Raw genomic sequence first — 23715 nt, 5'->3', positions numbered from 1 at the left:
CTAGCCCGCCAGGATGGCGCGGGCCAGCTTGGCCGTCTCGGTCGGCGTCTTGCCGACCTTGACGCCGGCGGCCTCGAGGGCCTCCTTCTTGGCCTGTGCGGTGCCAGAAGAACCGGAGACGATGGCGCCGGCGTGACCCATGGTCTTGCCCTCGGGCGCCGTGAAGCCCGCGACGTAGCCGACGACCGGCTTCGTCACGTTCTTCGCGATGTAGTCCGCGGCACGCTCCTCGGCGTCGCCACCGATCTCACCGATCATGACGATCAGGTCGGTGTCGGGGTCGGCCTCGAACGCGGCGAGCGCGTCGATGTGCGTGGTGCCGATGACCGGGTCGCCACCGATGCCGACGGCGGACGAGAAGCCGATGTCACGGAGCTCGTACATCATCTGGTAGGTCAGCGTGCCGGACTTCGACACGAGACCGATGCGGCCGGGCTTGGTGATGTCGCCCGGGATGATGCCGGCGTTGGACTGGCCCGGCGTGATGAGGCCGGGGCAGTTCGGGCCGATGATGCGGGTCTTGTTGCCCTTGGCACCGGCGTACGCCCAGAACGCGGCGGAGTCGTGGACCGCGATGCCCTCGGTGATGACGACGGCCAGCGGGATCTCGGCGTCGATCGCCTCGACGACGGCGGCCTTCGCGAAGGCCGGCGGCACGAAGAGGACCGACACGTCGGCGCCGGTCTTCTCCATCGCCTCCTTGACGGAGCCGAAGACCGGGACCTCGGTGCCGTCGAAGTCGACGGACGTGCCGGCCTTGCGCGGGTTCACGCCACCGACGATGTTGGTGCCGTCGGCCAGCATGAGCTTGGTGTGCTTCATGCCCGTGGCGCCGGTCATCCCCTGGACGATGACCTTGCTGTCCTTGGTGAGGAAGATAGCCATGGTGTTGGAGTCCCTCGTCCCTTACTTCGCAGCCGCGGCGAGCTCGGCGGCCTTGTCGGCCGCGCCGTCCATGGTGTCCACGCGCTGAACGAGCGGGTGGTTCGCGTCGGAGAGGATCTTGCGACCCAGCTCCGCGTTGTTGCCGTCGAGGCGCACGACCAGCGGCTTGGTGACTTCCTCGCCCTTGCTCTTCAGCAGCGCGAGCGCCTGGACGATGCCGTTGGCGACCTCGTCGCAGGCGGTGATGCCGCCGAAGACGTTGACGAACACGGACTTGACGTCCGGGTCGCCGAGGATGATCTCCAGGCCGTTCGCCATGACCTCGGCGGAGGCGCCGCCACCGATGTCGAGGAAGTTGGCGGGCTTCACGTTGCCGTGGTTCTCACCGGCGTACGCGACGACGTCCAGGGTCGACATGACCAGGCCGGCGCCGTTGCCGATGATGCCGACCTCGCCGTCGAGCTTGACGTAGTTGAGGTTCTTGGCCTTCGCGGCAGCCTCGAGCGGGTTGGCTGCGGCGTGGTCCACGAACTCCTCGTGGCCCGGCTGACGGAACTCGGCGTTCTCGTCGAGAGACACCTTGCCGTCGAGGGCGATGATGCGGCCGTCGGCGACCTTCGCGAGGGGGTTGACCTCGACGAGGAGCGCGTCCTCGGCGACGAAGGTGTCCCACAGCGTCACCAGGACCTCGGCGACCTGCTCGGCGACCTCGGCCGGGAACTTCGCCTGGGCGACGATCTCGCGGGCCTTCTCGATCGTCACGCCGTCGTTGGCGTTGACCGGGACCTTGGCGAGCGCCTCGGGGGTCTTCTCCGCGACCTCCTCGATGTCCATGCCGCCCTGTACGGACGCCATGGCGAGGAAGGTGCGGTTCGTGCGGTCGAGGAGGTACGAGACGTAGTACTCCTCGGCGATCTCGGGCGCGGTCTCGGCGATCATCACCTTGTGGACCGTGTGGCCCTTGATGTCCATCCCGAGGATGTCCGTCGCCCGGGCGACGGCCTCGTCCGGCGTCGCGGCGAGCTTGACGCCGCCGGCCTTTCCGCGGCCGCCGACCTTCACCTGCGCCTTGACGACCGACTTGCCGCCCAGCCGCTCAGTGGCCTCGCGCGCCGCCTCAGGCGTTTCGATGACTTCACCGGCCAGCACCGGTACACCGTGCTTGGCGAAGAGGTCCCTCGCCTGGTACTCGAACAGGTCCACGCGCGTCCGTCCCTTTTCTGGTGATCGCGGTTCGTTGCGTTGTCTCCATATGGGCGTGCCGCGAAGGGCAACGTGACGGCGCTGTCACAAGGGAGGCGTAACGGTGTCCGGTACGCGGCATGTCCGTCTCGCAGGTTATCCCCGTGGGCCACAGGTCCCTAAATCGCAGATCACACCTGAGCGGTGATACCGGTCACAGCCGGTCACGGAGCGCACGTGCTACCGCGCGCGCCGCAGGTCGGGCGCGGGATACGGGCCGGGGCGGCCGCCGCCTCGGAGCCGGGCGGCTCCCACCCATGGGACCGGGCGGCCTCCACCGCGCGTGCGCGGCCCCCACTTACGGGACCGGGCGGCCTCCACCCCAATGGAGACCGCCCGAGTGGCACCCGACCCGCCGGCCGGGTGCCCTGTCACATGCCGTACGCCGAACGGCGCTGTCAGATGCCCTGGGTGAGGTACGCCGCGTATCCCGGGGTGACCGAACCGGCGGCGTCCTGCGCACCGGAGACCGCGTTGGCGGCCAGCGGGGTGGAGACGACCGTGCCGGACAGGTCCCGCGCGAACGGCTGGACGTCCGACACGACGCCGCCGGCGAACGGCGAGACGTCGCCGGCCACACCGTGCGCCAGGGTGTGGGCGCTGCCGCCGACGCCGTACGCGACCGGCTCGACGTGGTCGACCACGGTCCGCACCAGCGGCTGGACCGCGCCGTGGACGCCACCCGCGAACGGGCCGACCTCGGAGACGACGTCGCCGGCGAACGGCTGGACGCCGCCCACGACACCGCCCGCGAACGGCGTCACGTCACCGACCGCGCCCTGGGCGAGGCCGCCGGCGTCGCCGACCGCCCCGCCGGCGACGGGCAGCACGCCGTGCACGGCGCGGGCGGCGATGGGCGGCAGCGTGTCCTCGGCCACGGCGTGGGCGAGCGGGGTGGCGTCGGCCACGGCTCCGTGGACGTGTCCGGGGGCCTCGCTCCGGATCTCGCTCGGCGCCTGACGGGCATCGGAGGCGAAGGCCGACAGCGGCCCGAAGAGGTAGTCGATCTCGGCATCGGCGTCGACACCGGCCGCCCGGACGTCTATGGCGTCGGCTGCGGCGCGGGAGACGTCGGCGGCGTCGGCGTTCGCCGCGTCGGCGACGGCGTCGGACGTGCCGGTCACGGCGGTTGTGGCGGCCTTGGTCACCTGGGCGGCCTGCGGGGCCTTGGCGACCTTCGCGGCCCGGGTGACCTCGGCGACCGCACCGGTGGCTTCGTCCTGGGCCAGGGCCGTGGCGTCCTCGACGTCCGTCATGGCGTCGGACACCGTGTCGGGGGAGGACAGCGGCACCGATACGGGCAGCTCGGCCGCGCTCGCGGCTGCGGTGCCGAGGGCCCACATTCCGCCGGCGGTTGCGGCGACGGCGATGGAACGGCGGATGTTCTTGTTCATGCTTGCTTCAAATCCTTCGAATTCAATCGGCTTTCCGGATACTCCGGATGGCGGGCAGACCTGTCCCGCCCCCGCGCGGCAGGTCATGGAGCGGGGAAGGTCCGCCCTAGCCGGGGAATTCGAGGATTTCGTGCGGTCGGTCGTACGTCGGCGCGGCCGTCGCCGGCAGCGTGGCCCCGCGGACCAGCCCGAACCGGGCACCGCCGCTCGTGATCGCGGCCGTCGGCCGGTCGCCGGAACGGGCGGAGTTGCCGTCACCGGCCGTCTGGCGCATCCCGTCGCCGCACGGCCCGGAGGGCGCCGGTACGGGTGCCTCGCCGCACTCCGCGCGGCCCGGACCGCCGTCCGCACCGTCGTGCTGCCGGACGAACGCGCCGTACGGGTACGCGCCCTGCTCGGCCACCGCCACCGCGCCGGTCACGTCTCCTCGGCCGGCCGCCCGGGACGTCGGGTCGCCGGAGCCGATGCGCACGGACGCCGCCGAGTCCACGGGCGAGTCCGCGGCCGCGCCGGTAGGCGGCGTGGAGGCGGGCGGCCCCGAAGGCGCGTCGGGTCCCGGCAGTTCGGGGAGCCCGGGGAACGCGGGTAGTCCGGGTACGGGCAGCGCGGGCACTCCGGGCACGGCAGGGAGGTGCCCGGGGAGGCGGTCCTGCACCTCGCCTACGGGCCGGGTGACGGTCCGTACGGCTTCGGCCACCGGCTCGACGACCTCCCGCACCGCGTCCGTCCGCGGCGCGCGCACGTCCACCGGGTCGACGGGAGCCCCGGAAGTCACGGGGGTCGCGGCGGTCACGGGGGCCACGGAGGCCTCGACGACCGCTGTGACGGCCTGAACCGCTGGGACCGTTGGGGCTGTCGGGGCGGTTGTCGCCGGTGCGTCCACGGCGGCGGCCGAGGCCTGCGGCAACGGCGTCTCGACGGCGTGCGCCTGCCCGCCCCACAGGAACCCCAACGCCATCAGGCCCCCCAGAAAGAGCACCACCCGCAGCGCACGCCGCCGCCCCACCCGGCGCAGCGCGCGCAGGGCGGTGAGGAGGTGGGCGACAACCGGAGTGGTCAAGGGAGAACGGCGCCTTCGCACGGGGGACGGATCGTATGACCGATCGCGGGACGGATCATGGGCGGATCGTGGACGGATCCACGAGGAATGTGACGAGAGGGTGATGCTCGCATGAGCCTCCAGGGGTCACGCAAGTCGGATGTTACTGATGAGTCCCCACGTCCGGTATGGGCAGGGGCCGTTTTTCGATCGCCGCCGCCATGACCTCCGGGAAGAGGTCCGGCGTACAGGCGAAGGCGGGCGCGCCGAGGGCCGCCAGAGCCGCCGCGTGTTCCCTGTCGTACGCCGGGGCGCCCTCGTCGGAGAGCGCGAGCAGGGCCACGAACTGCACGCCCGACGCCTTCATCGCCGCGACCCGCTTCAGCATCTCGTCGCGTATGCCGCCCTCGTAGAGGTCGCTGATCAGTACGACGACGGTCTCGGCGGGCCGGGTGATGCGCGACTGGCAGTACGCGAGGGCGCGGTTGATGTCCGTGCCGCCGCCGAGCCGCGTGCCGAACAGGACGTCGACCGGGTCGTCCAACTGGTCGGTGAGGTCGACGACGGCGGTGTCGAAAACGACGAGACGGGTGTCGACCGCGCGCAGGGAGGCGAGGACGGCCCCGAACACCGACGCGTAGACGACGGAGGCGGCCATCGACCCGGACTGGTCGATGCACAGCACGACTTCCTTCTTCACGGACTGCGACGCCCGCCCGTATCCGACGAGCCGCTCGGGGACGACGGTCCGGTACTCGGGAAGGTAGTTCTTGAGGTTGGCGCGGATGGTCCGGTCCCAGTCGATGTCCCGGTGGCGGGGGCGGCTGACGCGGGCACTGCGGTCGAGCGCGCCGGTGACGGTGGCCCTGGTGCGGGTGGCGAGCCGCTTCTCCAGGTCCGTGACGACCTTGCGGACGACGGCCCGCGCCGTTTCCCGCGTCGTCTCGGGCATCGCCTTGTTGAGCGACAGGAGCGTCCCGACGAGGTGCACGTCCGCTTCGACGGCCTCCAGCATCTCGGGTTCCAGCAGCAGCGCCGACAGCCCCAGCCGTTCGATGGCGTCGTGCTGCATGACCTGGACGACGGAGGTGGGGAAGTACGTACGGATGTCGCCGAGCCAGCGCGCGACGGACGGCGCGGAGGCGCCGAGCCCGGCCGTGCGGCCCGACGGACGGCCGCTTTCCCGCCCGCCGCCGTACAGCGCGGCCAGCGCCCCGTCCATGGCGGCGTCCCGGCCGGCCAGGACGCACCCGGTTCCGTCAGCCCCCTCCCCGCCCAGCACGAGCCGCCACCGCCGAAGCCGCTCCCCGTCCGCCACCCCGCCGTCCCGCACAGCGAACCCCTCAACGGGCTCCGGCCGACCCGGGCCGTGAGAGCCCGCGATGAAGTTCTCGGCGTGCTCCGGCCCGCGCGGGGTGCTCGTGTCGCTGGTGGATTCAGGTGCCGGCTCGGCCCTGTTCAGCGGGGCGTTGGGCGGCTCTGCCGGGAGGGAGCGAGTCGCGGAGGCGGTGTCCCCACCGGCAAGGCCCGTGTGCGCCGCACCGGTTGGCTCTCGGCCCAGCGCCGAACTCCTCACCACTGCCGCCCGCCCCGCCGACGGACCGACGCCCGCCGAGGGTCCGTCGGTGGGCGAGGGTCCGTCGCCCGCCGGGGCCGCCGCGCCGAGGATCAGGGCGAGCACCGGCAGCACCGCGTCGGCCCGGTCCTCGTCGAAGCCGGGGCCGAAGCCGGGCGCCCCGGCCTGCGCCGGGGCGGGGCCGGCGGCGGACGGGCCGCGTCGGAGCAGCTCTCCGAGAGTGCGGCGCACTCCCGGCTCGTACGCCGAGAACGTGCGGCGCAGCAGCGGCAGTACGCCGGTGAAGGCAACACCGGGCACGCCGGTCAGCCAGGCGTCGACCAGACCGAGAAGCCTCTCGTCGTGCACGAGGAGCATTCCACCGCCGGACGCGCCGCCGACGAAGCCCTCGATCCAGGCCGCGGCGTCGGCCGGTGGGGTCCCGGGTGACAGCGCCAGCGACATGAGGCGCGCCGCCTCGTCCTCGGCGAGGCGCCCGTCGTCCAGCAGCAGCCGCGCGGCCCGGCCCCGGATCTCCCCGCCGACGCTGTCCCGTTCGGCGAGTCGGCGCAGCACCGCGGACCACCGTGTCCGCAGGTCGTGGCGCTCACCGGGTGCGGTACCGGTCAGGAGGCCGATGGCCGCGTGGACGGCGTCGAGGTGGCGGCGCATGTCCGCCGCACCGTCCGCGTCGAGGCCCGTGCAGGCGGGCGGCAGGCCCACGCAGATCCGCTCGGCGAGTCCGGCCGCGACTTCGCCGAGTGCGGCCGTGTCGGTGCCGCGCACATCGCCGTACCGCAGGGAGCGGGCCAGCGCGGGCAGCGCCTGGGCGAGGTGGCCGACGTCCGCGTCCAGCGCCGCGCGGTCGGCGAGGGCGCGCATGACCACCGGGAGGGCATCGGGCAGTTCGGCCAGGAGGCACCGCTCGGCGAGCGCGGTGACGTCGGCGAGCAGGGTGGCCGACGCGGCCTCGGTCCCCGCCTTGGCGGTGGCCGCGGACAGCACCGTGGTGCCCCATACGCCCGCCTCCGCGACCCGCACCGACAGTTCGGGCTCCCAGCGCAGCCGCCAGGTCTCCCGGAACGTGCCCGTGCTCCCCCGCGCCTCGGCCGGCTCGCCCCAGCCGACGGACAGCAGCCGCAGCCGGTGCAGCAGCGTGCTGCGTGCCGCGTCGGTCGGCTTGCGCAGGTCGAGCTCCAGTTCGCGTTCCCTCGGCTCGGGTTTGAGCCGCAGTGCGCGCTGCGCGCGGGTCAGGTCGCGTTGCAGCGGTACGGCGGGCGCCGCGTCCGGGACCTCGCCGAGCACGTCTCCGACGACGAGGCGGTCGTGCACGAGGGCGAGCGGCACGTCGGAGCCCTCGCACATCACGGCCCGCACCGCGTCGGTCGTCTCGGTGAGCCCGGCGAGCGGCCGTCCGCGCATGACGGCGAGGGTCTCGGCCAGCCGTACGGCTTCGATGACGTGGGCGGGCGAAACGGTCCGGTCCTCGTCACGCAGCAGCCCGGCGACTTTCGTCATCCAGCGCTCGACGGGCCGGTCCCGGGCGCCGAAGAGGTGTCCGTACCAACCGGGCGAGTCGATGCCGGCGCCGTATCCGCTGCGCCGGGCCAGCCTGCGGTTGGTCCACGGCACCCATGTCATCTCGGCCCTGACCTTGGGCAGGCCCTTGAGGGCCGCGCGGTCGGCGGTCGCGGTCGCCACCTTCTCGCCGAGCGCCGGCAGGTGCCACGCACCGCAGACCACGGCGACGCCGTCGCCGAACTCCTTGCGCGCGGACCTCAGCTTGAGCCGCATGTACGCCTCGCGGGTGCGGTCGCGGTCGTGCCCTCCGTCGCCGTACGTCTCCCGCAGGGCGCCCATCGCGTCCACGAGCGCCTCGAACGGCGCGAGCGGATCGGCGGCCCCGGCCCCCCGGTGCTCGACCACGTCCTCCCACCACCGCTCCGGATCGTCGTAGCCGGCGGCCTCCGCGAGCGCGCCGATCGGATCCAGGGCGACGGCCGGCCGCTCCTCCTGCGGCGTCTCCTCCTGCGTGTCGTCCGTCCTCTCCCGCTCGTCCCTCAGCGCCAGCGAGTGGGCCGCCGGGAGGTCGATGAACCGCACCGGTACGCCGTGCCCGAGCGCCCAGCGGAGCGCGACCCACTCCGGGGAGAACTCCGCCAGCGGCCAGAACGCCGCCCGGCCGGGGTCGTCCGTGACGTGCGCCAGCAGGGCCACGGGCGGGCGCATCGCCTCGTCGGCGGCGAGCGGCAGCAGCGCGTCGGCCTCGGGCGGCCCCTCGATCAGCACGGCCGGGGGCATCGACGCTTCGAGCGCGGCGAGCACCGCCCGGGCCGAGCCGGGCCCGTGGTGGCGCACGCCCAGCAGCAGCGGGCGCGGCCTCATCCCGAGACCTCCCGGCAGGCGCGGTAGAAGTCCTTCCAGCCGTCCCTCTCGCGGACGACCGTCTCCAGGTACTCCTGCCAGACGACACGGTCCGCCGCCGGATCGCGTACGACCGCGCCGAGAATGCCGGCCGCCACGTCGCCGGACCGCAGCACGCCGTCGCCGAAGTGCGCGGCCAGGGCCAGGCCGCCCGTGACGACGGAGATCGCCTCGGCGGTGGACAGCGTCCCCGAGGGCGACTTGACCTTCGTACGCCCGTCGGCGGTCACGCCGTCACGCAGCTCGCGGAAGACGGTGACGACGCGCCGGATCTCGTCGAACCCGTCGGGCGCGGCCGGCAGGTCGAGGGAGCGCCCGATCTGGTCGACGCGCCGCGCCACGATGTCGACCTCGGCCTCCGCCGTCTCGGGCAGCGGCAGGACGACCGTGTTGAACCGGCGGCGCAGCGCGCTGGAGAGGTCGTTGACCCCCCGGTCGCGGTCATTGGCGGTGGCGATGAGGTTGAAGCCGCGAACGGCCTGCTGCTCCTGCCCCAGTTCGGGGATGGGCAGGGTCTTCTCCGACAGGATCGTGATCAGGGTGTCCTGGACGTCCGCCGGGATGCGGGTGAGCTCCTCGACGCGCGCGGTCATGCCGTCGGCCATGGCCCGCATGACAGGGCTCGGCACGAGCGCGTCGCGGCTGGGCCCGTGCGCGAGCAGCCGGGCGTAGTTCCAGCCGTAGCGGATGGCTTCCTCGGGCGTCCCCGCCGTGCCCTGCACCAGCAGGGTCGAGTCGCCGCTGACAGCGGCCGCGAGGTGCTCGGACACCCAGGTCTTGGCGGTGCCGGGGACTCCGAGCAGCAGCAGCGCGCGGTCGGTGGCGAGCGTGGTGACGGCGACTTCGACGATCCGGCGCGGTCCCACGTACTTGGGTGTGATCACCGTGCCGCCGGGCAGGGTCCCGCCGAGCAGGTACGTCGCCACGGCCCACGGCGAGAGCCGCCACTTGGCGGGCCGCGGCCGGTCGTCGGCCGCGGCCAGCGCCTCGAGCTCGTCGGCGAAGGCGTCCTCGGCGTGCGGCCGCAGCGCCTCGCCCTTGTTTTCGGACACGGTCATGGATCCCCCTCCAGATTTCCCGGATGTGGGATCCACCGTGCACCACGCCACTGACAATCGGTCTTCACCGCAGGTCAGGGGCGGAAAGCTCAATCAGCCCGCTGCGGGCGTCACTTCACGATCGGCGAGACCGCGATGCAGCCGAGCAGCGCCTTCTCGCCCTTGGCTTCCTTGATCGTCTCGCCCTTGTAGACGACCTTGCACGTCAGGTCCGCGGTCTCCTGGATGCTGATCGGCGACACGGCGGGCGGCATGATGCCGCGCAGGGTGACGGTCTTCTTCCACGGCAGCGTGGGGTTCTTGACCGACTCCATCTTCGGGTCCATGGCCGTGCCCTTGCCGCCGGCGAACTCGATGGACTCGACGCTCTTGCCCGTCACCTCGTAGGTGACCTCGTACTTCTCGTCCATGGACTTGTCGACCTGCTCGACGGCCTCGCCCTTCACGGCCTCGGTCGCCTCGCAGGCGCCCAGACCGAAGGTGAGACCGGTGACGGCGACGGCACAGGCGGCGGTACGGATGAAGCGGTTCATGCGGGATCCCCCCAGATCTAAAGGTGTGTCAGGCAACGCACCCAATCGCAAAGCCGGAGGGGAGTCAAGCGCGGAGCCGCCGCCAAAGCCGCAGGTCGGGGCGATTGTCAGTGGTGCCCCGTAGCGTCGTTGCCATGAATCAGCAGGGGGTGCGCTGGACTGCGGAACAGGTGCTGGCCTTGGCTCCTGACGATGCGTCGCGCAGGACGGGAAGCAGGCTCGGGACGGCCGGACCCTGGTCGGAGGCGGGGAGCAGTGGTGCGGGGGCGGTGTGGGGACTGTGCAGGGGCAGCGGCAGCACGCCCTACCGGACGGTGGTCGACACGGCGGGCGGCGGTCCCGCCTTCAAGTGCAGCTGCCCGAGCCGCAAGTTCCCCTGCAAGCACGCCCTGGGGCTCCTGCTGCTCTGGGCTGCGGACGAGCCTGCCGTACGGAACGGGGAGCCGCCCGGCTGGGCCGAGGAGTGGCTGGCGGCGCGCCGGGCGAAGGCCGCGCCCGCGGACACCGCGGCGCGCCGGACCGCCGACCCCGGGGCGGCGCGACGCCGGGCCGAGCAGCGCGCCGAGCGGATCACCCTGGGCGCCGCCGAGTTGGAGCAGCGCCTGACCGACCTGCTGCGCGGCGGTCTGGCCTCGGCCGAGCAGAGCGGCTACGGGCTGTGGGAGGAGACGGCCCGCCGCATGGTCGACGCCCAGGCGCCGGGTCTTGCGGCCCGGGTGCGTGAGCTGGGTGCCGTACCGGCGTCGGGGCCGGGCTGGCCGGCGCGGCTGCTGGAGGAGTGCGCGCTGCTGCACCTGCTGGACGCGGCGTGGCCGGTGCGCGAGCGGCTGCCGGAGCCGCTGGCGGCAACCGTGCGCGGCCGCGTCGGCCTCACGGCGTCCGCCGAGGGCCCACCGGTCCGCGACCGCTGGCTCGTGCTCGCCCAGTACGACACCCCGGACGGCAAGCTCGTCACCCGGCGCATATGGCTGTACGGGGAGGAGTCACGGCGTACGGCGCTGGTGCTGTCCTTCGGCGCGGCGGGGCGGGCCCCGGACGTCACCCTGCCCACCGGCCTGGTGCTCGACACGGAGCTCACCTTCCACCCGGGCCGGCTCAGGGCCGACCTGGGCGACGGCCCGGCCGCGCTTCCCGCGCCGATGCTTTCGCCGCCGCCCGGCGTCGACACCACCACGGCGATCCGCGCCTATGGGACCGCTCTGCGTGACGACCCGTGGCTCGAGTCGTACCCCGTGACGCTCGGCCAGGTCGTCCCGACTCCCACCGCCGACTCCTGGCAACTCGGCGACGTACAGGCCGGCTACGCCCTGCCCCTGGCCCCCGCGGCACTGACCGGCCCGGGGCTGTGGAAGCTCGTCGCCCTGTCCGGCGGCGGCCCCGTCACGGTCTTCGGCGAGTGCGGCCACCGCGGCTTCACACCGCTGGCCGCCTGGTCCGACGGCTCCACGGAAACCGTCCCGCTGACCGAAGCCTGACCGAAGCCTTACCGACGCCTGACCGCAGGGAGGGGCCCCATGACCAGCACACAGCGCACGAGTACACGACCGGCCGTCGCGGCAGGATCCACCATGCCCGGAGGGGAAGCGCCGGGGAGCTCCCCGCGGGCCGCCGAAGCCGACCCCGCCGAGCGGCACCACGTGCCCGCACAGCCGGCGACCGGGGACCCGGCACGGGGCAGCGCCGGCCCGCACGCCTCCGGGGCCGAAGCTCCGAGCGCCTGGGAGGAGCTTGTCACCACCGCGCTGCTCGGCACCGACCGCCGCACGCTGCCGCCGCGCCTCGCCGTGCCCGGCAAGGACGCCGCCACCGCGCTGCTCGACGCCGCCGCACACCAGACCGTACGGCGCAGGGCGTCCCTGGTCCCCGCGTCCGCCGGGGCGCGTCCCGCGCCCGCGCCGCACGACCCGCGCCCCCCGCTGCCACCGGCAGCACGGCGCCGGCTCGCGCAGCTGCTGGCCGGCCGGTCAGCGGCTCCCTCCGCGGCCGGGGGCAGGCGCGGCACCGCTCCCGACCTCACCGAGCTGCTCCCCCAGTGGCTCGCCGCGGCGAACCGGCGCGGGTTCCAGGCTCCGCCGGCGCTGCTTCCCTCGCTGCTGGACGCCGCCCGTGCCCGTACCGACCTGCGCCCCCAGGCCCTGGTCCTGGCCGGCTCGCGCGGGTTGTGGCTGGCACGGCTGAATCCGGACTGGCGGTTCGCGCTGCGGGGTGCGTCCGGCGGCGGCGCGCTGCCCGACCTCGACGACGCGGCAGCGGTGCGACGCCTGTGGGAGGAGGGCCTGTTCGCGGAGCGCGTCGGCCTTCTCGCCGCCGTACGGGCCCAGGACCCGGCGGCCGCGCTCGCCCTGCTCGCCACGACCTGGCCCACCGAGCGCGCCGAGGACCGCCTGATGTTCCTCGACTCCCTGCGCTCCGGGCTCTGTGCCGCCGACGAGCCCTTCCTGGAAGAGGCCCTGTCCGACCGCAGCCGCAATGTGCGGACCACCGCCGCCGAGCTGCTCTCCGCCCTGCCGGACTCGGCTCTCGCGGCGCGGATGGCGGCGCGGGCCGCCTCCTGCGTCAGCCTGGACCGTTCCGGACGGGCCGTCGGCGGCGAGCGCGTCACCGTCGAGGCGCCGCACGAGTGCGATGCGGACATGCAGCGCGACGGCGTGTCGCCGCAGCCGCCGACCGGGCGCGGGGAGCGCTCCTGGTGGCTGGGCCAGCTCGTCGAGTCCGCACCCCTGCATCTTTGGCCGAAGCGGATGGGTGGCCGTACGCCGCAGGAGATCGTCGCTTTGCCGGTGAGCGACGAGTGGAAGGAGGAGCTGCACGCCGCGTGGTGCCGCGCGGCCGTGCGGCAGCGGAACGCCGAATGGTCCCGCGCGCTGCTCGGCGTACCCTCCGCGCCACCGGCGACCGGCCCCGGCACGTCGTCGTTCGCCGAGCGGGCGCAGCTCCTGGCCACGCTGCCGGACGGCGAACGGGCGGAGTGGGTGGCGGCGTTCGTCGCGGCCCACGGCCTGTCCGAGGCGTTCCAGCTGCTGGGGGTGTGCAAGGTGCCCTGGTCGGAGCCGCTGGGCCGCGCCGTGGTCGACGCGCTGGACATCGCGCGTGACGCGGGAAGCTACCCCTGGAGTTTCAGCGGCGTCATGGGCCTGGCGGAGCGCTGCCTGGACCCGGGCGAGGCGGACCGCCTGGAGATCCTCACGACGACGCCGGACGAACAGGAGGGCGCGGCGCCCGGTGCGGCAGGCTACTGGTCGGAGGCCTTCCAGCGCCTGGTCGGCACGTTGCGCCTGAGAGCGGCGATGCTCGCCGAACTGTCGGAGCGCCCGCAGCCGGGCAGCCCCGGGTCCGCCTGAGCCGCCCGAGCCGGCTGGCCCCGAGCGCCGGCGCTACGAGCCGACCGCCCGCCGCGCCCCCAGCCACGGGGGCGGGGCTGGGCGGGCCGACCCGAGCGGCGCGGTCGGTGCTGTCCGGTACGCCCCGGCCGGCCCAGCCGCCGCAAGCCGAAGCCGGGCCTCCGGGTCGGCCACCCCACGGGCCGCCGCTCCGGGCGCCAGGCGGTGTCCGGGCGCCGGGCCCGGCCTCGGGATCCGGCCTCGGATCCGGCCCGGCCCCGGATCCCGGCAACAATCGTTACGCCTGCGCCTACGCCTGCGCCGCCTGGCGGACGTTTGCGTTGACCCACTCGACGATCGACTGCGTCGTCGCGCCCGGCGTGAAGATCTCCGCGACGCCCTTCTCCTTCAGCGGTGCGATGTCCGCCTCGGGGATGATGCCGCCGCCGAAGACCTTGATGTCCTCGGCGTCGCGCTGCTTGAGCAGCTCGATGACCTTCACGAAGAGCGTGTTGTGCGCACCCGAGAGGATGGACAGCCCGATGGCGTCGGCGTCCTCCTGGATGGCGGTGTCCACGATCTGCTCGGGCGTCTGGTGAAGCCCGGTGTAGATGACCTCCATACCGGCGTCGCGCAGGGCTCGCGCGATGACCTTCGCCCCGCGATCGTGTCCGTCGAGTCCCGGCTTGGCGACCACCACGCGGATCGGCCCGGTCACACCCATCACTGCCTCCATGTACCGACTGCGCCGTCTTTGGCACGCGCCCCGCACCCATGCGGACGGGGAAGTGAACGAACGTTATCGACAGCATCCCGCACCCGCTCGTTTCACGGTGGACAGGGAGGGGGAAATCACACATGGGACATGTTCGCTATGCGGCGTTCCTGCCACATCAGGCGCTGCGGCGGACCAGCCGCAGCAGCCGGGAGGCCGCGAGGGGAGCCGCAACGAGGTCGCCGTTCCACCGTGCCGTCAGCCGCACGGCGCGGTGGAACGGCCGCCGAGTTCCTCAGTACGGCACCCCATGAGGGCACACGGGGGACGGAGCCGCCTCCCCGCGCGCCGTTCGGGAGGTCCGCCATGAGGGTCCTGCCCTTCTCCATTCCACTCCGGTCCATTCCACTCCGGCCGCCCTGGCCGCCCCGGCTGCGCCTGTCGGCCGCGCTGCTGAAAGCCACCGCCCTCGAAGTCGCGATCCTCGCCGGGCACCTCGTCCTGTACCCATCCGGTATCGCACAGGAACGCCGTCACCACCCGGCTGCGCCCCCGGACCCGGACCACGGACAGCCCGGACAGCCCGTGCAACCCGGCCACCCCGTGCAGCCCGGACAGCCAGGCCACCCCGTACAACCCCTCCGCACCGAACCTGCCGCGACCCGGGCCGTCCCGGCCGAAGCCGTCGCGCTTCCCGACGGCCGCGGTCCCGACCGCCCGCCCGTCGTGCTGCTCCACGGCTTCGTGGACAACCGCTCGGTCTTCGTCGTCCTGCGCCGCTCCCTGGCCCGGCACGGATGGCACCACCTGGAGTCCCTCAACTACTCGCCGCTCACGTGCGACATCCGCACGGCGGCCGAGCTGCTCGGCCGTCACGTGGAGGAGATCTGCGCGCGCACCGGCCATGCCCGGGTGGACGTCGTGGGCCACAGCCTGGGCGGCCTGATCGCCCGCTACTACGTACAACGCCTGGGCGGAGACGTGCGCGTACGCACCCTCGTCACGCTCGGCACCCCGCACGCCGGCACCGCCGTCGCCCCGCCGATGAGCGCCCACCCGCTGGTGCGGCAGATGCGTCCCGGCTCCGACGTGATCGAGGAACTGCGCAGGCCCGCGACCTCGTGCCGTACGCGGTTCGTCAGCTTCTGGAGCGATCTCGACCAGCTGATGCTCCCGGTCACCACCGCACGCCTCAGCCACCCGGATCTCGTCGTGCAAAACATCCAGGTGACGGGAATCGGCCACCTTGCGCTGCCGGTCCATCCGGCGGTCGCCGCGGGCATCCGGCAGGCACTCGAGGAACAGGACGCGGCGGCGGGCGCATCCGACACGGTCTCCGTCGCCTGAACGTTCCGGCACCGCGATCGAACACCAGTCGAACGCAGGACAAAGGCTGTGCCCGCCGTCCGCCGAAAGGCGGCCGAATGCCCGTTTCCGGAGCGCGAAAAATCTGGCGAAGATTGTCGCCGTCGCTTACCGCCGGGTACAGTCGCGCCACTGCTTTGCCTCTGGGGTCCCCACCCGGACCCCAGCCCCCACAGGTCCCGCATTGCCGAGGCGAGAGAGAAGTTGGTGGACGACCAGCACGCCCACGCCGGGTACGACGGCTACTCCACCGGCAGCTTTCAGACAGATCCCCTCTTCGGAGACCTTCCCGGCCAGGGAAGCGGCTACGAGGCCGGCCACAGCGGCCAGTACGACACCACCCACTGGGACACCACGAGCGCCCAGCAGACGGTCGGTTACGACGCGTACGGCGCGCACCAGGGTTACGACGGCACGGGAACCGGAACCTGGCCCGCGGCGGCCTACCAGACCGCGGCCGACATCCCGGCCCAGTCCACCGGCCAGTGGGACTCCAACTCCTGGAACCAGACGGGCCAGTTCGAGACGGGCCAGTTCGACACCAGCGGGCTCGGCGCGGACACCGGACACTTCGCCACCGGCCAGTACGCGGCAGCGACAGGCCAGTACGGCACGGGAACGTACGAGACGGGCCAGTACGACACCGCCCCGTTCACCCAGGCCGCCGACACCGCCGCGGTGACCGGCCAGTGGACGACCCCCGCCTACGACACCGGCGCGTACGACGCCACCGCCTGGAACTCCGACGGCCACACCGGCGCGTACGAGAGCGCCCCCGCGCAGCAGCAAGTCTTCTACGAGACGGCCGAGTTCCCGCAGGAAGACCTGGTCGATGCCCTGGCGGCGTACGAACCGGAGGCCGCCGACGCGCCGCACGAGGCGGCGCCGGACGAGCCCGGCAACACGCCCGGCGCGGAACACGAATACACGTCGGAGTACGAGCCCGAACGCGATTCCGGGCCCGACTCGGAAACCGAATCCGACCTCGAACACGCCCCGGCGGAAGCCGTGTCCGCCGCCGCCCCCGGCTCCCGCTCGGCCCGCCGCGGCGCCGGCAACTCCGGCCGCGGACGCCGCCGTACACCGGCCAAGCGCTCCGCCCTCCTCACCGTCGCCGTCCCCTCCGCCTGCGTGATGGGTGTGGCCGGAATCGCCGCCGCCTCGGTCGGCAGCGTCGGTGGCGGCGCCCCGGCCGAGGAGAAGAAGGACACCACCACGACGGTGTCGGCCGCCGACCCCGGCTCGGTGAAGCCCGTCGCGGTCAACAACAAGCTCGACACCCAGCTGGCCAACCTCAGTACGGACGCCGAGGACTTCGCGGACCGCGCGAGCCGTACGCAGGAACGTATCGACCTCCAGGCCCGTCAGGCCGCCGAGAAGAAGCGCAGAGCCGAGGAGGCCGCCCGCAAGGAGGCCGCCCGGCCCAAGTTCGCGCTCCCGGTCGAGCAGCACGGCCTCAGCGCGTACTACGGCCAGGCCGGCATCAACTGGATGTCCGTGCACTCCGGCATCGACTTCCCCGTCGGGTACGGCACCCCGGTGATGGCCGCCACGGACGGCACGGTCCGCACGCAGTACAACACCGCCTACGGGAACATGGCGATAGTGACCGCGCCCGACGGTACGGAGACCTGGTACTGCCACCTCAGCAGCACCAAGATCCGCTCCGGCTCGGTGCAGGCCGGCGACGTCATCGCGTACGCGGGCAACTCCGGCAACTCCACGGGCCCGCACCTGCACTTCGAGGTGCGCCCCGGCGGTGGCTCCGCCATCGACCCCCTGCCCTGGTTCCGCAGTCACGGCCTCAGCCCGACCTGATCCCAGGCTCCGAGTGCCCCCGGTTCCGGGGCACAAACAGGGAAGCGACGCCCCGGCCCCGGAATGCGCCGCGCCCCGGAGCGAGGGCCCCGGGGCGCGGCGGTGAAGGGCTCGCGCCCTTCCCGGGCTTCTACAGCTTCTCGACCGGCGCGTACCGCAGCAGCAGCTTCTTCGGCCGCTCGTCGCCGAAGTCGATGGTGGCCTGCGCGTCCGACCCGGTCCCCGTCACCGTCATCACGGTGCCGAGCCCGAACTGGTCGTGCGTGACCCGGTCCCCGACCGACAGCGCGACCACCGGCTTGTCCGACGTGCGCCGTGTGGCGAACCCCGAGGCGCCGCCGCCCCGCGACCGGGACGCCAGCGAGGCCGAAAGCGACGAGGCGACGCCCGACACCGGCCCGGCCGGCGCCTGCGCGCCCCTGCGCTTCCACGTCAGGTACGTGTCCGGAATCTCCTCCAGGAACCGCGACGGCGGGTTGTACGAGGGCTGTCCCCACGCGCTGCGCATCGACGCCCGCGTCAGGTAGAGCCGCTCGCGGGCGCGTGTGATGCCGACGTACGCGAGCCGCCGCTCCTCCTCCAGCTCCTTCGTCTGGCCGAGGGCGCGCATGTGCGGGAAGACGCCGTCCTCCATGCCCGTCAGGAACACCACGGGGAATTCGAGGCCCTTGGCGGTGTGCAGGGTCATCAGCGTGATGACGCCCGATCCTTCCTCGTCCTCGTCGGGGATCTGGTCGGAGTCGGCGACGAGCGCGACCTTCTCCAGGAACTCGGCCAGCGTGCCCGGCTCGTCGCCCTCGCGCTCCTGCTCGAACTCGAGGGCCACGGCGGCGAGCTCCTGGAGGTTCTCGATGCGCGTCTCGTCCTGCGGGTCGGTCGACGCCTGCAACTCGGCCAGGTAGCCCGTGCGTTCGAAGACCGCTTCGAGGACCGTGGCGGGCCCGGCGCCGGACTCGACGATCGTGCGGAGCTCCTCCATCAGCGTGTTGAAGCGCTTCACGGCGTTCGCCGAGCGGGCGGCCATGCCGTACGCCTCGTCGACGCGCCGCAGCGCCTGCGGGAAGCTGATCTTCTCGCGCAGCGACAGCGCGTCGATCATCGCCTCGGCCCGGTCGCCGATGCCCCGCTTGGGCACGTTCAGGATGCGGCGCAGCGGGACGGTGTCCTCGGGGTTGGCCAGGACGCGCAGGTACGCGAGGACGTCCCGGACCTCCTTGCGCTCGTAGAAGCGCACGCCGCCGACGACCTTGTAGGGCAGCCCGACGCGGATGAAGATCTCCTCGAAGACGCGGGACTGGGCGTTCGTACGGTAGAAGACGGCGACGTCGCCGGCCTTCGCGTCGCCCGCGTCCGTGAGCCGGTCGATCTCCTCGGCGACGAACTGCGCCTCGTCGTGCTCGGTGTCCGCGACGTACCCGGTGATCAGGGAGCCGGCGCCGGCCTCCGTCCACAGGTTCTTCGGCCGGCGGTTCTCGTTGCGCTCGATGACGGCGTTGGCCGCGGTGAGGATCGTCTGCGTCGAGCGGTAGTTCTGCTCCAGCAGAATCGTCTTCGCGTCCGGGTAGTCCTCCTCGAACTGGAGGATGTTGCGGATCGTCGCGCCGCGGAAGGCGTAGATCGACTGGTCGGCGTCACCCACGACGCACAGCTCGCCGGGCGCCCGGCCCTCGCCCGAGGGGCCCACCAGTTCGCGTACGAGCGTGTACTGAGCGTGGTTGGTGTCCTGGTACTCGTCGACCATGACGTGGCGGAAGCGCATCCGGTAGTGCTCGGCGACGTCCGGGAACGCCTGGAGCAGGTGCACGGTGGTCATGATGATGTCGTCGAAGTCCAGAGCGTTGGCCTCGCGCAGCCGGGCCTGGTACATCGCGTACGCCTGGGCCAGCGTCTTCTCGAAGCCGTCGGCGGCCTGCCCGGCGAAGGTCTCTTCGTCTATCAGCTCGTTCTTGAGGTTCGAGACCTTGGCACTGAACGCCTTCGGGGGAAAGCGCTTCGGGTCGAGGTCGAGATCGCGGCAGACGAGCGCCATCAGGCGCTTCGAGTCGGCGGCGTCGTAGATCGAGAACGAGGACGTGAAGCCGAGCTTCTTCGACTCGCGCCGCAGGATGCGCACACAGGCGCTGTGGAAGGTGGAGACCCACATGTGGCCCGCGCGGGGGCCCACGAGCTGCTCCACGCGCTCCTTCATCTCGCCGGCGGCCTTGTTCGTGAAGGTGATCGCGAGGATCTGGCCGGGGTGCACACCCCGCTTGGCCAGCAGGTACGCGATCCGGTGGGTCAGGACCCGGGTCTTGCCCGAGCCGGCGCCGGCCACGATGAGCAGCGGCGACCCGGAGTGCACGACAGCGGCGCGCTGCTCCTCGTTCAGCCCTTCGAGCAGCGCGGCGGCGTCCACGACGGGGCGGGGCGCGCCGTCCCTGTAGTGCGCGTCCCTGGGCGCCGGAGGCACGTCGAAGGCGCCCCCGAACAGGTCATGCGGGACCTCCTCCGGAGCGTGGTCCTCGGGGGGCGGCGGGGCGGTGTCCTTCGCGTGCTCCGAGTGCTGGAGGTCGGCCAGGAAGCTGTCGTCAAAGAGGCTGCTCATCGTCTACCAAGCTTAGGCGGGACCACCGACAGCCCGCCCCGGATTCCCCGGGCCCGGGGGGAGCGGGCCGGCCATACCCGCCGCTCCGCACGCCGGGGCGCCCCCTGTCGCGCCGTGTGATGTTGCCCACGCCGGGCGACCAGCCCCTCCGGACGGCCCGTGGAGCGCGCAAACGGAACCGGTTCGGCCAGGTCACGAACATGTATCGGGCATATCGAACATCGGGCTTCCCAGCGGTCAGGACTGTTGGCTAGCGTGCCGACTCGGGCTCCCCGTACCCCAGCCGGCGAACAGCGCCGGAGCGGGTCGCCCACGCCGAATCCGGCCTGCCCCAGTGCGGTTCGGAACCGGGGACCCACGCGCACCACCTGGGGTGAATCGGTCCGCAGTCCCACGGACCGTAGGGCACCTTCCGTCTGTCCCGCCCGAACCCGACAGCTAACCCGGTAGGCGGTCCACGGAAGGAGATGCCGGCCTTGGCGTCGCATCGCAAGCCGCGTACCCGGGTACGCACCACCGCACCCGGCCTGGGTGTCACGACGGCGGCACTCGCCTCGGTCGGTCTGTTCGCCCAGTCGGCCGGAGCCGCGCCCGCCGACCCGTCGGCCCGCAAGCCGTCCGTCGAGGAAGTGCAGAAGAAGGTCGACGACCTCTACCGCCAGGCCGGCACGGCCACGCAGAAGTACAACCTCGCCAAGGAAGCCACCGAGAAACAGCGGAAGTCGGTGGACGGCCTGCTCGACTCGGTCGCCCGGAGCACCGAGAGACTGAACGACGCGCGGCGCAAGCTGGGCACGTACGCGGCGGCGCAGTACCGGTCGGGATCGGTCACGCCGACCGCCGCGCTGCTCCTCGCGGACAGCCCGCAGGCGTACTTCGACCAGAACCGGCTGATGGACCGGATGACGGAACGCCAGCAGGCCGACGTCACCGACTTCCAGGAGCAGCAGGCACAGGCGTCCGAGCAGCGCGCCGAGGCCACCAGGAGCCTGGAGAGCCTGACCGAGTCGCAGGACTCCCTCAAGTCCTCGAAGCAGGACGTGCAGAGGAAGCTGGCGGAGGCCCGCGACCTGCTGTCGCGGCTGACCGCGCGGGAGAAGGCGCGGCTCGCGGAGCTGGAGAAGCAGCGCGAGGCGGAGGCGCGGCGCAAGGCCGAGGCGAAGGCCGAGGCGGAAGCGGCGGCCAAGGCCGAAGCGGAGGCGGAGGCGGAGCGCGAGCGGGCAGCGGCGCAGGAGGACGAGAGCGACGCTGGCACGGGCACGGGCACGGGCACAGGCACGGGTGCAGGTACGGGCACGGACTCCGGCACCGGCACCGGCACGGCCCCCGTCGCCGGGGACGCGTACGCCGCCAAGGCCGAGAAGGTCCTCGCCTTCGCCCGCGCGCAGATCGGCAAGCCGTACGTGTGGGGCGCGGCGGGGCCCAGCTCGTACGACTGCTCCGGCCTGACCCAGGCGGCCTGGAAGGCCGCCGGCGTGACGCTCCCCCGCACCACCTGGGACCAGGTGAACGTCGGCACACGGGTGGCGACCGAGGATCTCAAGCCGGGTGACCTGGTCTTCTTCTACGACGACATCAGCCACGTCGGCATCTACATCGGCGGCGGCAAGATGATCCACGCCCCGAAGCCGGGCGAGTACGTCCGCGAGGAGTCGATCTACTACATGCCGATCTACGGCAGCGTCCGCCCCGCGTAGTCCGGGCGCGTACCGCCTGCTCCTCGCCCCTTGCTCCTGCCCCGCCCGGACACGGGAGAAGGGGCGAGGGGCGAGGGGTTGGCAGGTCAGGTCAGGTCCAGAGCACCGCGATGAAGATGTTGGCGACGGTCAGTCCGCCGACGGCTCCGAACAGGGCCTTCTCCACCTTCTCCTCGTCGCGCTTCACGTAGACCAGCCCGAGGATCACCACCAGGATCGCGAGCTTGACGCCGATCTTGAGGTTGTTCACCGTCTGGTCGTCCGCCTGGTTGAGGCCCACCAGCGCCACGCCCGTGACGAGCATGGTCAGCGCGCCGTGGAGCATGGCGGGCGTGAACCGGGCGGCGCCGGCGCTCATCGCCTTCATCTGGGTCAGGAAGCCGCCGAGCAGCGCGGCGATGCCGATGATGTGCAGTCCGACGAAGACATTGATGAGTACGTCCATGAAACGGAGCCTAGCTGCGGCCATAGCAGGCCCGGCGGCCGGGCTGCCGTGCCATCGGCGTATCGGTCGCGGAAGAGTGGAATGCTCGCTTCCGGTGCAGGCGGGGTTCTCAACCGCGTTCAGACGGCGGCCTGTTTCGACCACTGTCGGTCATTCCGCCACTGCCCCGTGACCGCCGCGTTTAGCGTCCTTCCCCAGGTGGCCGACTCCCCACCGCCGCTCCGCCCCGGAACGGCAGTCGGCCGCCCCGCCGAGAGTCCGGCGGCGGTCCGTCCCCCTGTGCGGGACGCCGCCGGATGCGGGCGGCTGGACGTACAGCGACGTACAGGACGGAAGGACGTGGACGCCCTCGTGGCCACGCACCGAAAGCCCAAGCAGCGCACGCTCACCGGCAGCACCACCCGTACCGCCTTCACGATCGTGCTGGCCGGAGCGGCGAGTGCCACCGCGTTCGACGGCATCGGGCACGCGGAGCCCGTCCTCACCCCCGCCCAGGTGAAGGCGAAGGCCGACCGGCTCTACCACGACGCCGAGGTCGCCACCGAGAAGTACAACGGCGCGAAGGAGAAGGCGGGGGCCGCCGTCGAAGCGCTGGACACGCTGCGCGACGAGGCCGCCCGCAGGACCGAACGCCTCAACACCGCGCGCAACGCGCTCGGTTCGCTCGCCACCTCGCAGTACCGCACCGGCGCCATCGACCCGGCCGTGCAGCTCGCCCTGACCTCCGACCCGGACGAGTACCTGGAGCGCGCCTCTATCGCCGACCGCGCGGGCGACCGGCAGGCCACCGCCGTCAACGGCATCCAGCAGCAGCTCGGCCGGATCGCGCGGCTGCGGGAGGAGGCCGACGGGCGCCTGGCCGAACTCAAGGCCCACCAGGCGGACCTGCGCCGGCACAAGGCGCGGATCCAGGACAAGATCGGCGCGGCCGAGCGCCTGTTGTCCCGCCTCACGGCGGAGCAGCGCGCGCGGTACGCCGAAGAGGACGGCCACGGCGCCGCTCCCGCCGCGCCCCGCGCCGACCGTGCCGCGCCGCGCGCCGTCCCGGCCGCCCGGGCCGCCACCGACTCCCGCGCCGGGCAGGCGGTCGCCTTCGCGTACGGGGCGATCGGCAAGCCGTACGTCTGGGGCGCCACGGGGCCCAACGCCTTCGACTGCTCCGGGCTCACGCAGGCGGCCTGGCGGGCGGCGGGCATCTCGCTGCCCCGTACGACGTACACGCAGATCAACGCCGGCCGGCGCGTCTCGCGCTCCGAACTGGCCCCGGGCGACCTGGTCTTCTTCTACTCCGGCATCAGCCACGTGGGCCTCTACATCGGCGGCGGCCAGATGATCCACGCCCCGCGTCCCGGCGCGCCGGTCCGGCTGGCCCCGCTCGACCAGATGCCGTTCGCGGGGGCGACCAGACCGGCGTAGGCGCAGGGTGCGGCGCAGGCGGAGGGGTCCTGCGGCGCGGACGGAGGGCTCGGCGGCGCGGAACGGTGAGGCCCCGCGCAGGCCCATGGCCCCCGGCGCGGATGGGCGAGCCCGCGCGGGCTTCGCCGGCCGGGCGCAGGCCGACGGGTCGGCCCGTCGGCCGGCGCCCCCCCACGGGGGGGGGTGGCCCGCCGGGGCGGGGTAAGCGGGGGAGGGGGAGCGTGG

16 protein-coding genes, 1 pseudogene and 1 riboswitch are annotated in these 23715 nt (G+C 72.9%); of the genes and pseudogenes, 6 read left to right on the top strand and 11 right to left on the bottom strand.

The window, feature by feature from the left end; genetic code table 11:
- From sucD to ACWGH0_RS30975, 8 genes and pseudogenes are all read right to left on the bottom strand, one after another.
- Positions 1–885, bottom strand: coding sequence for a succinate--CoA ligase subunit alpha (sucD, locus tag ACWGH0_RS31010; protein WP_453407592.1), 885 nt, complete (start codon positions 883–885; stop codon positions 1–3).
- Positions 886–906: 21 nt separating this feature from the next.
- Entirely contained in the window at positions 907–2088 is a 1182-nt protein-coding gene (sucC, locus tag ACWGH0_RS31005; protein ID WP_069927372.1) for an ADP-forming succinate--CoA ligase subunit beta, read from the bottom strand.
- 437 nt (positions 2089–2525) lie between these two features.
- Positions 2526–3521: a hypothetical protein gene (locus ACWGH0_RS31000; RefSeq protein WP_453407591.1), complete on the bottom strand. Its 996-nt coding sequence runs from the start codon at positions 3519–3521 to the stop codon at positions 2526–2528.
- 106 nt (positions 3522–3627) lie between these two features.
- On the bottom strand, positions 3628–4581 hold the full coding sequence (locus ACWGH0_RS30995) for a hypothetical protein (protein ID WP_453407590.1): 954 nt from the start codon (positions 4579–4581) through the stop codon (positions 3628–3630).
- Between the two features lie 142 nt (positions 4582–4723).
- Complete coding sequence (locus ACWGH0_RS30990) at positions 4724–5512, bottom strand: VWA domain-containing protein (RefSeq protein WP_453407598.1); 789 nt, start codon at positions 5510–5512, stop codon at positions 4724–4726.
- A gap of 675 nt (positions 5513–6187) precedes the next feature.
- A pseudogene (locus tag ACWGH0_RS30985) lies at positions 6188–8500 on the bottom strand (DUF5682 family protein); the annotation flags it as partial.
- Positions 8497–9597 (bottom strand): ATP-binding protein, encoded by a 1101-nt coding sequence (locus tag ACWGH0_RS30980; protein WP_453407589.1) that lies wholly within the window; start codon positions 9595–9597, stop codon positions 8497–8499. The pseudogene ACWGH0_RS30985 and the gene ACWGH0_RS30980, both read right to left, overlap by 4 nt.
- A 110-nt stretch (positions 9598–9707) precedes the next feature.
- On the bottom strand, positions 9708–10130 hold the full coding sequence (locus ACWGH0_RS30975) for a hypothetical protein (protein WP_453407588.1): 423 nt from the start codon (positions 10128–10130) through the stop codon (positions 9708–9710).
- Between the two features lie 134 nt (positions 10131–10264).
- Between ACWGH0_RS30975 and ACWGH0_RS30970 the strand changes: the two genes are divergently transcribed.
- Both ACWGH0_RS30970 and ACWGH0_RS30965 read left to right on the top strand, forming a co-directional pair.
- On the top strand, positions 10265–11605 hold the full coding sequence (locus ACWGH0_RS30970) for an SWIM zinc finger family protein (protein WP_453407587.1): 1341 nt from the start codon (positions 10265–10267) through the stop codon (positions 11603–11605).
- Between the two features lie 39 nt (positions 11606–11644).
- Complete coding sequence (locus tag ACWGH0_RS30965) at positions 11645–13471, top strand: DUF5691 domain-containing protein (protein WP_453407586.1); 1827 nt, start codon at positions 11645–11647, stop codon at positions 13469–13471.
- A 289-nt stretch (positions 13472–13760) separates the two neighbouring features.
- On the opposite strand, the gene ACWGH0_RS30960 is transcribed toward ACWGH0_RS30965, so the two are convergent.
- A complete protein-coding gene (locus tag ACWGH0_RS30960) occupies positions 13761–14174 on the bottom strand; it encodes a cobalamin B12-binding domain-containing protein (RefSeq protein WP_453407585.1) in 414 nt (137 codons plus the stop codon).
- A 357-nt stretch (positions 14175–14531) separates the two neighbouring features.
- Here ACWGH0_RS30960 and ACWGH0_RS30955 point away from each other — a divergent pair, with 357 nt between their 5' ends.
- The gene (locus tag ACWGH0_RS30955) at positions 14532–15512 is read left to right on the top strand and encodes an alpha/beta fold hydrolase (RefSeq protein ID WP_453407584.1); all 981 of its coding nucleotides are present in this window, start codon (positions 14532–14534) and stop codon (positions 15510–15512) included.
- A gap of 225 nt (positions 15513–15737) precedes the next feature.
- A complete protein-coding gene (locus ACWGH0_RS30950) occupies positions 15738–17348 on the top strand; it encodes a peptidoglycan DD-metalloendopeptidase family protein (RefSeq protein WP_453407583.1) in 1611 nt (536 codons plus the stop codon).
- Between the two features lie 130 nt (positions 17349–17478).
- On the opposite strand, the gene pcrA is transcribed toward ACWGH0_RS30950, so the two are convergent.
- The gene (pcrA, locus tag ACWGH0_RS30945) at positions 17479–19932 is read right to left on the bottom strand and encodes a DNA helicase PcrA (protein ID WP_453407582.1); all 2454 of its coding nucleotides are present in this window, start codon (positions 19930–19932) and stop codon (positions 17479–17481) included.
- 303 nt (positions 19933–20235) lie between these two features.
- Positions 20236–20401: riboswitch (cyclic di-AMP (ydaO/yuaA leader) on the top strand.
- Positions 20402–20408: 7 nt separating this feature from the next.
- On the opposite strand from pcrA, the gene ACWGH0_RS30940 reads away from it, so the two are divergent.
- Complete coding sequence (locus ACWGH0_RS30940) at positions 20409–21629, top strand: NlpC/P60 family protein (protein ID WP_453407581.1); 1221 nt, start codon at positions 20409–20411, stop codon at positions 21627–21629.
- A 91-nt stretch (positions 21630–21720) separates the two neighbouring features.
- On the opposite strand, the gene ACWGH0_RS30935 is transcribed toward ACWGH0_RS30940, so the two are convergent.
- A complete protein-coding gene (locus ACWGH0_RS30935) occupies positions 21721–22074 on the bottom strand; it encodes a hypothetical protein (RefSeq protein ID WP_453407580.1) in 354 nt (117 codons plus the stop codon).
- 351 nt (positions 22075–22425) lie between these two features.
- On the opposite strand from ACWGH0_RS30935, the gene ACWGH0_RS30930 reads away from it, so the two are divergent.
- Entirely contained in the window at positions 22426–23490 is a 1065-nt protein-coding gene (locus ACWGH0_RS30930; protein ID WP_453407579.1) for an NlpC/P60 family protein, read from the top strand.
- The last annotated feature ends 225 nt before the right edge of the window (positions 23491–23715 follow it).

The organism is Streptomyces sp. NPDC054887 (assembly GCF_053610585.1).
The sequence above is the reverse complement of the archived record's forward strand: the minus strand, read 5'-3'. Positions and strand labels throughout refer to the sequence as shown.

What these genes read in the sequence shown, in the direction of transcription:
- sucD (WP_453407592.1), bottom strand. Translation starts at nt 885, where the DNA reads ATGGCTATCTTCCTCACCAAGGACAGCAAGGTCATCGTCCAGGGGATG.
- ACWGH0_RS31000 (WP_453407591.1), bottom strand. Translation starts at nt 3,521, where the DNA reads ATGAACAAGAACATCCGCCGTTCCATCGCCGTCGCCGCAACCGCCGGC.
- ACWGH0_RS30990 (WP_453407598.1), bottom strand. Translation starts at nt 5,512, where the DNA reads ATGCCCGAGACGACGCGGGAAACGGCGCGGGCCGTCGTCCGCAAGGTC.
- ACWGH0_RS30980 (WP_453407589.1), bottom strand. Translation starts at nt 9,597, where the DNA reads ATGACCGTGTCCGAAAACAAGGGCGAGGCGCTGCGGCCGCACGCCGAG.
- ACWGH0_RS30975 (WP_453407588.1), bottom strand. Translation starts at nt 10,130, where the DNA reads ATGAACCGCTTCATCCGTACCGCCGCCTGTGCCGTCGCCGTCACCGGT.
- ACWGH0_RS30970 (WP_453407587.1), top strand. Translation starts at nt 10,265, where the DNA reads ATGAATCAGCAGGGGGTGCGCTGGACTGCGGAACAGGTGCTGGCCTTG.
- ACWGH0_RS30965 (WP_453407586.1), top strand. Translation starts at nt 11,645, where the DNA reads ATGACCAGCACACAGCGCACGAGTACACGACCGGCCGTCGCGGCAGGA.
- ACWGH0_RS30960 (WP_453407585.1), bottom strand. Translation starts at nt 14,174, where the DNA reads ATGGGTGTGACCGGGCCGATCCGCGTGGTGGTCGCCAAGCCGGGACTC.
- ACWGH0_RS30955 (WP_453407584.1), top strand. Translation starts at nt 14,532, where the DNA reads ATGAGGGTCCTGCCCTTCTCCATTCCACTCCGGTCCATTCCACTCCGG.
- pcrA (WP_453407582.1), bottom strand. Translation starts at nt 19,932, where the DNA reads ATGAGCAGCCTCTTTGACGACAGCTTCCTGGCCGACCTCCAGCACTCG.
- ACWGH0_RS30935 (WP_453407580.1), bottom strand. Translation starts at nt 22,074, where the DNA reads ATGGACGTACTCATCAATGTCTTCGTCGGACTGCACATCATCGGCATC.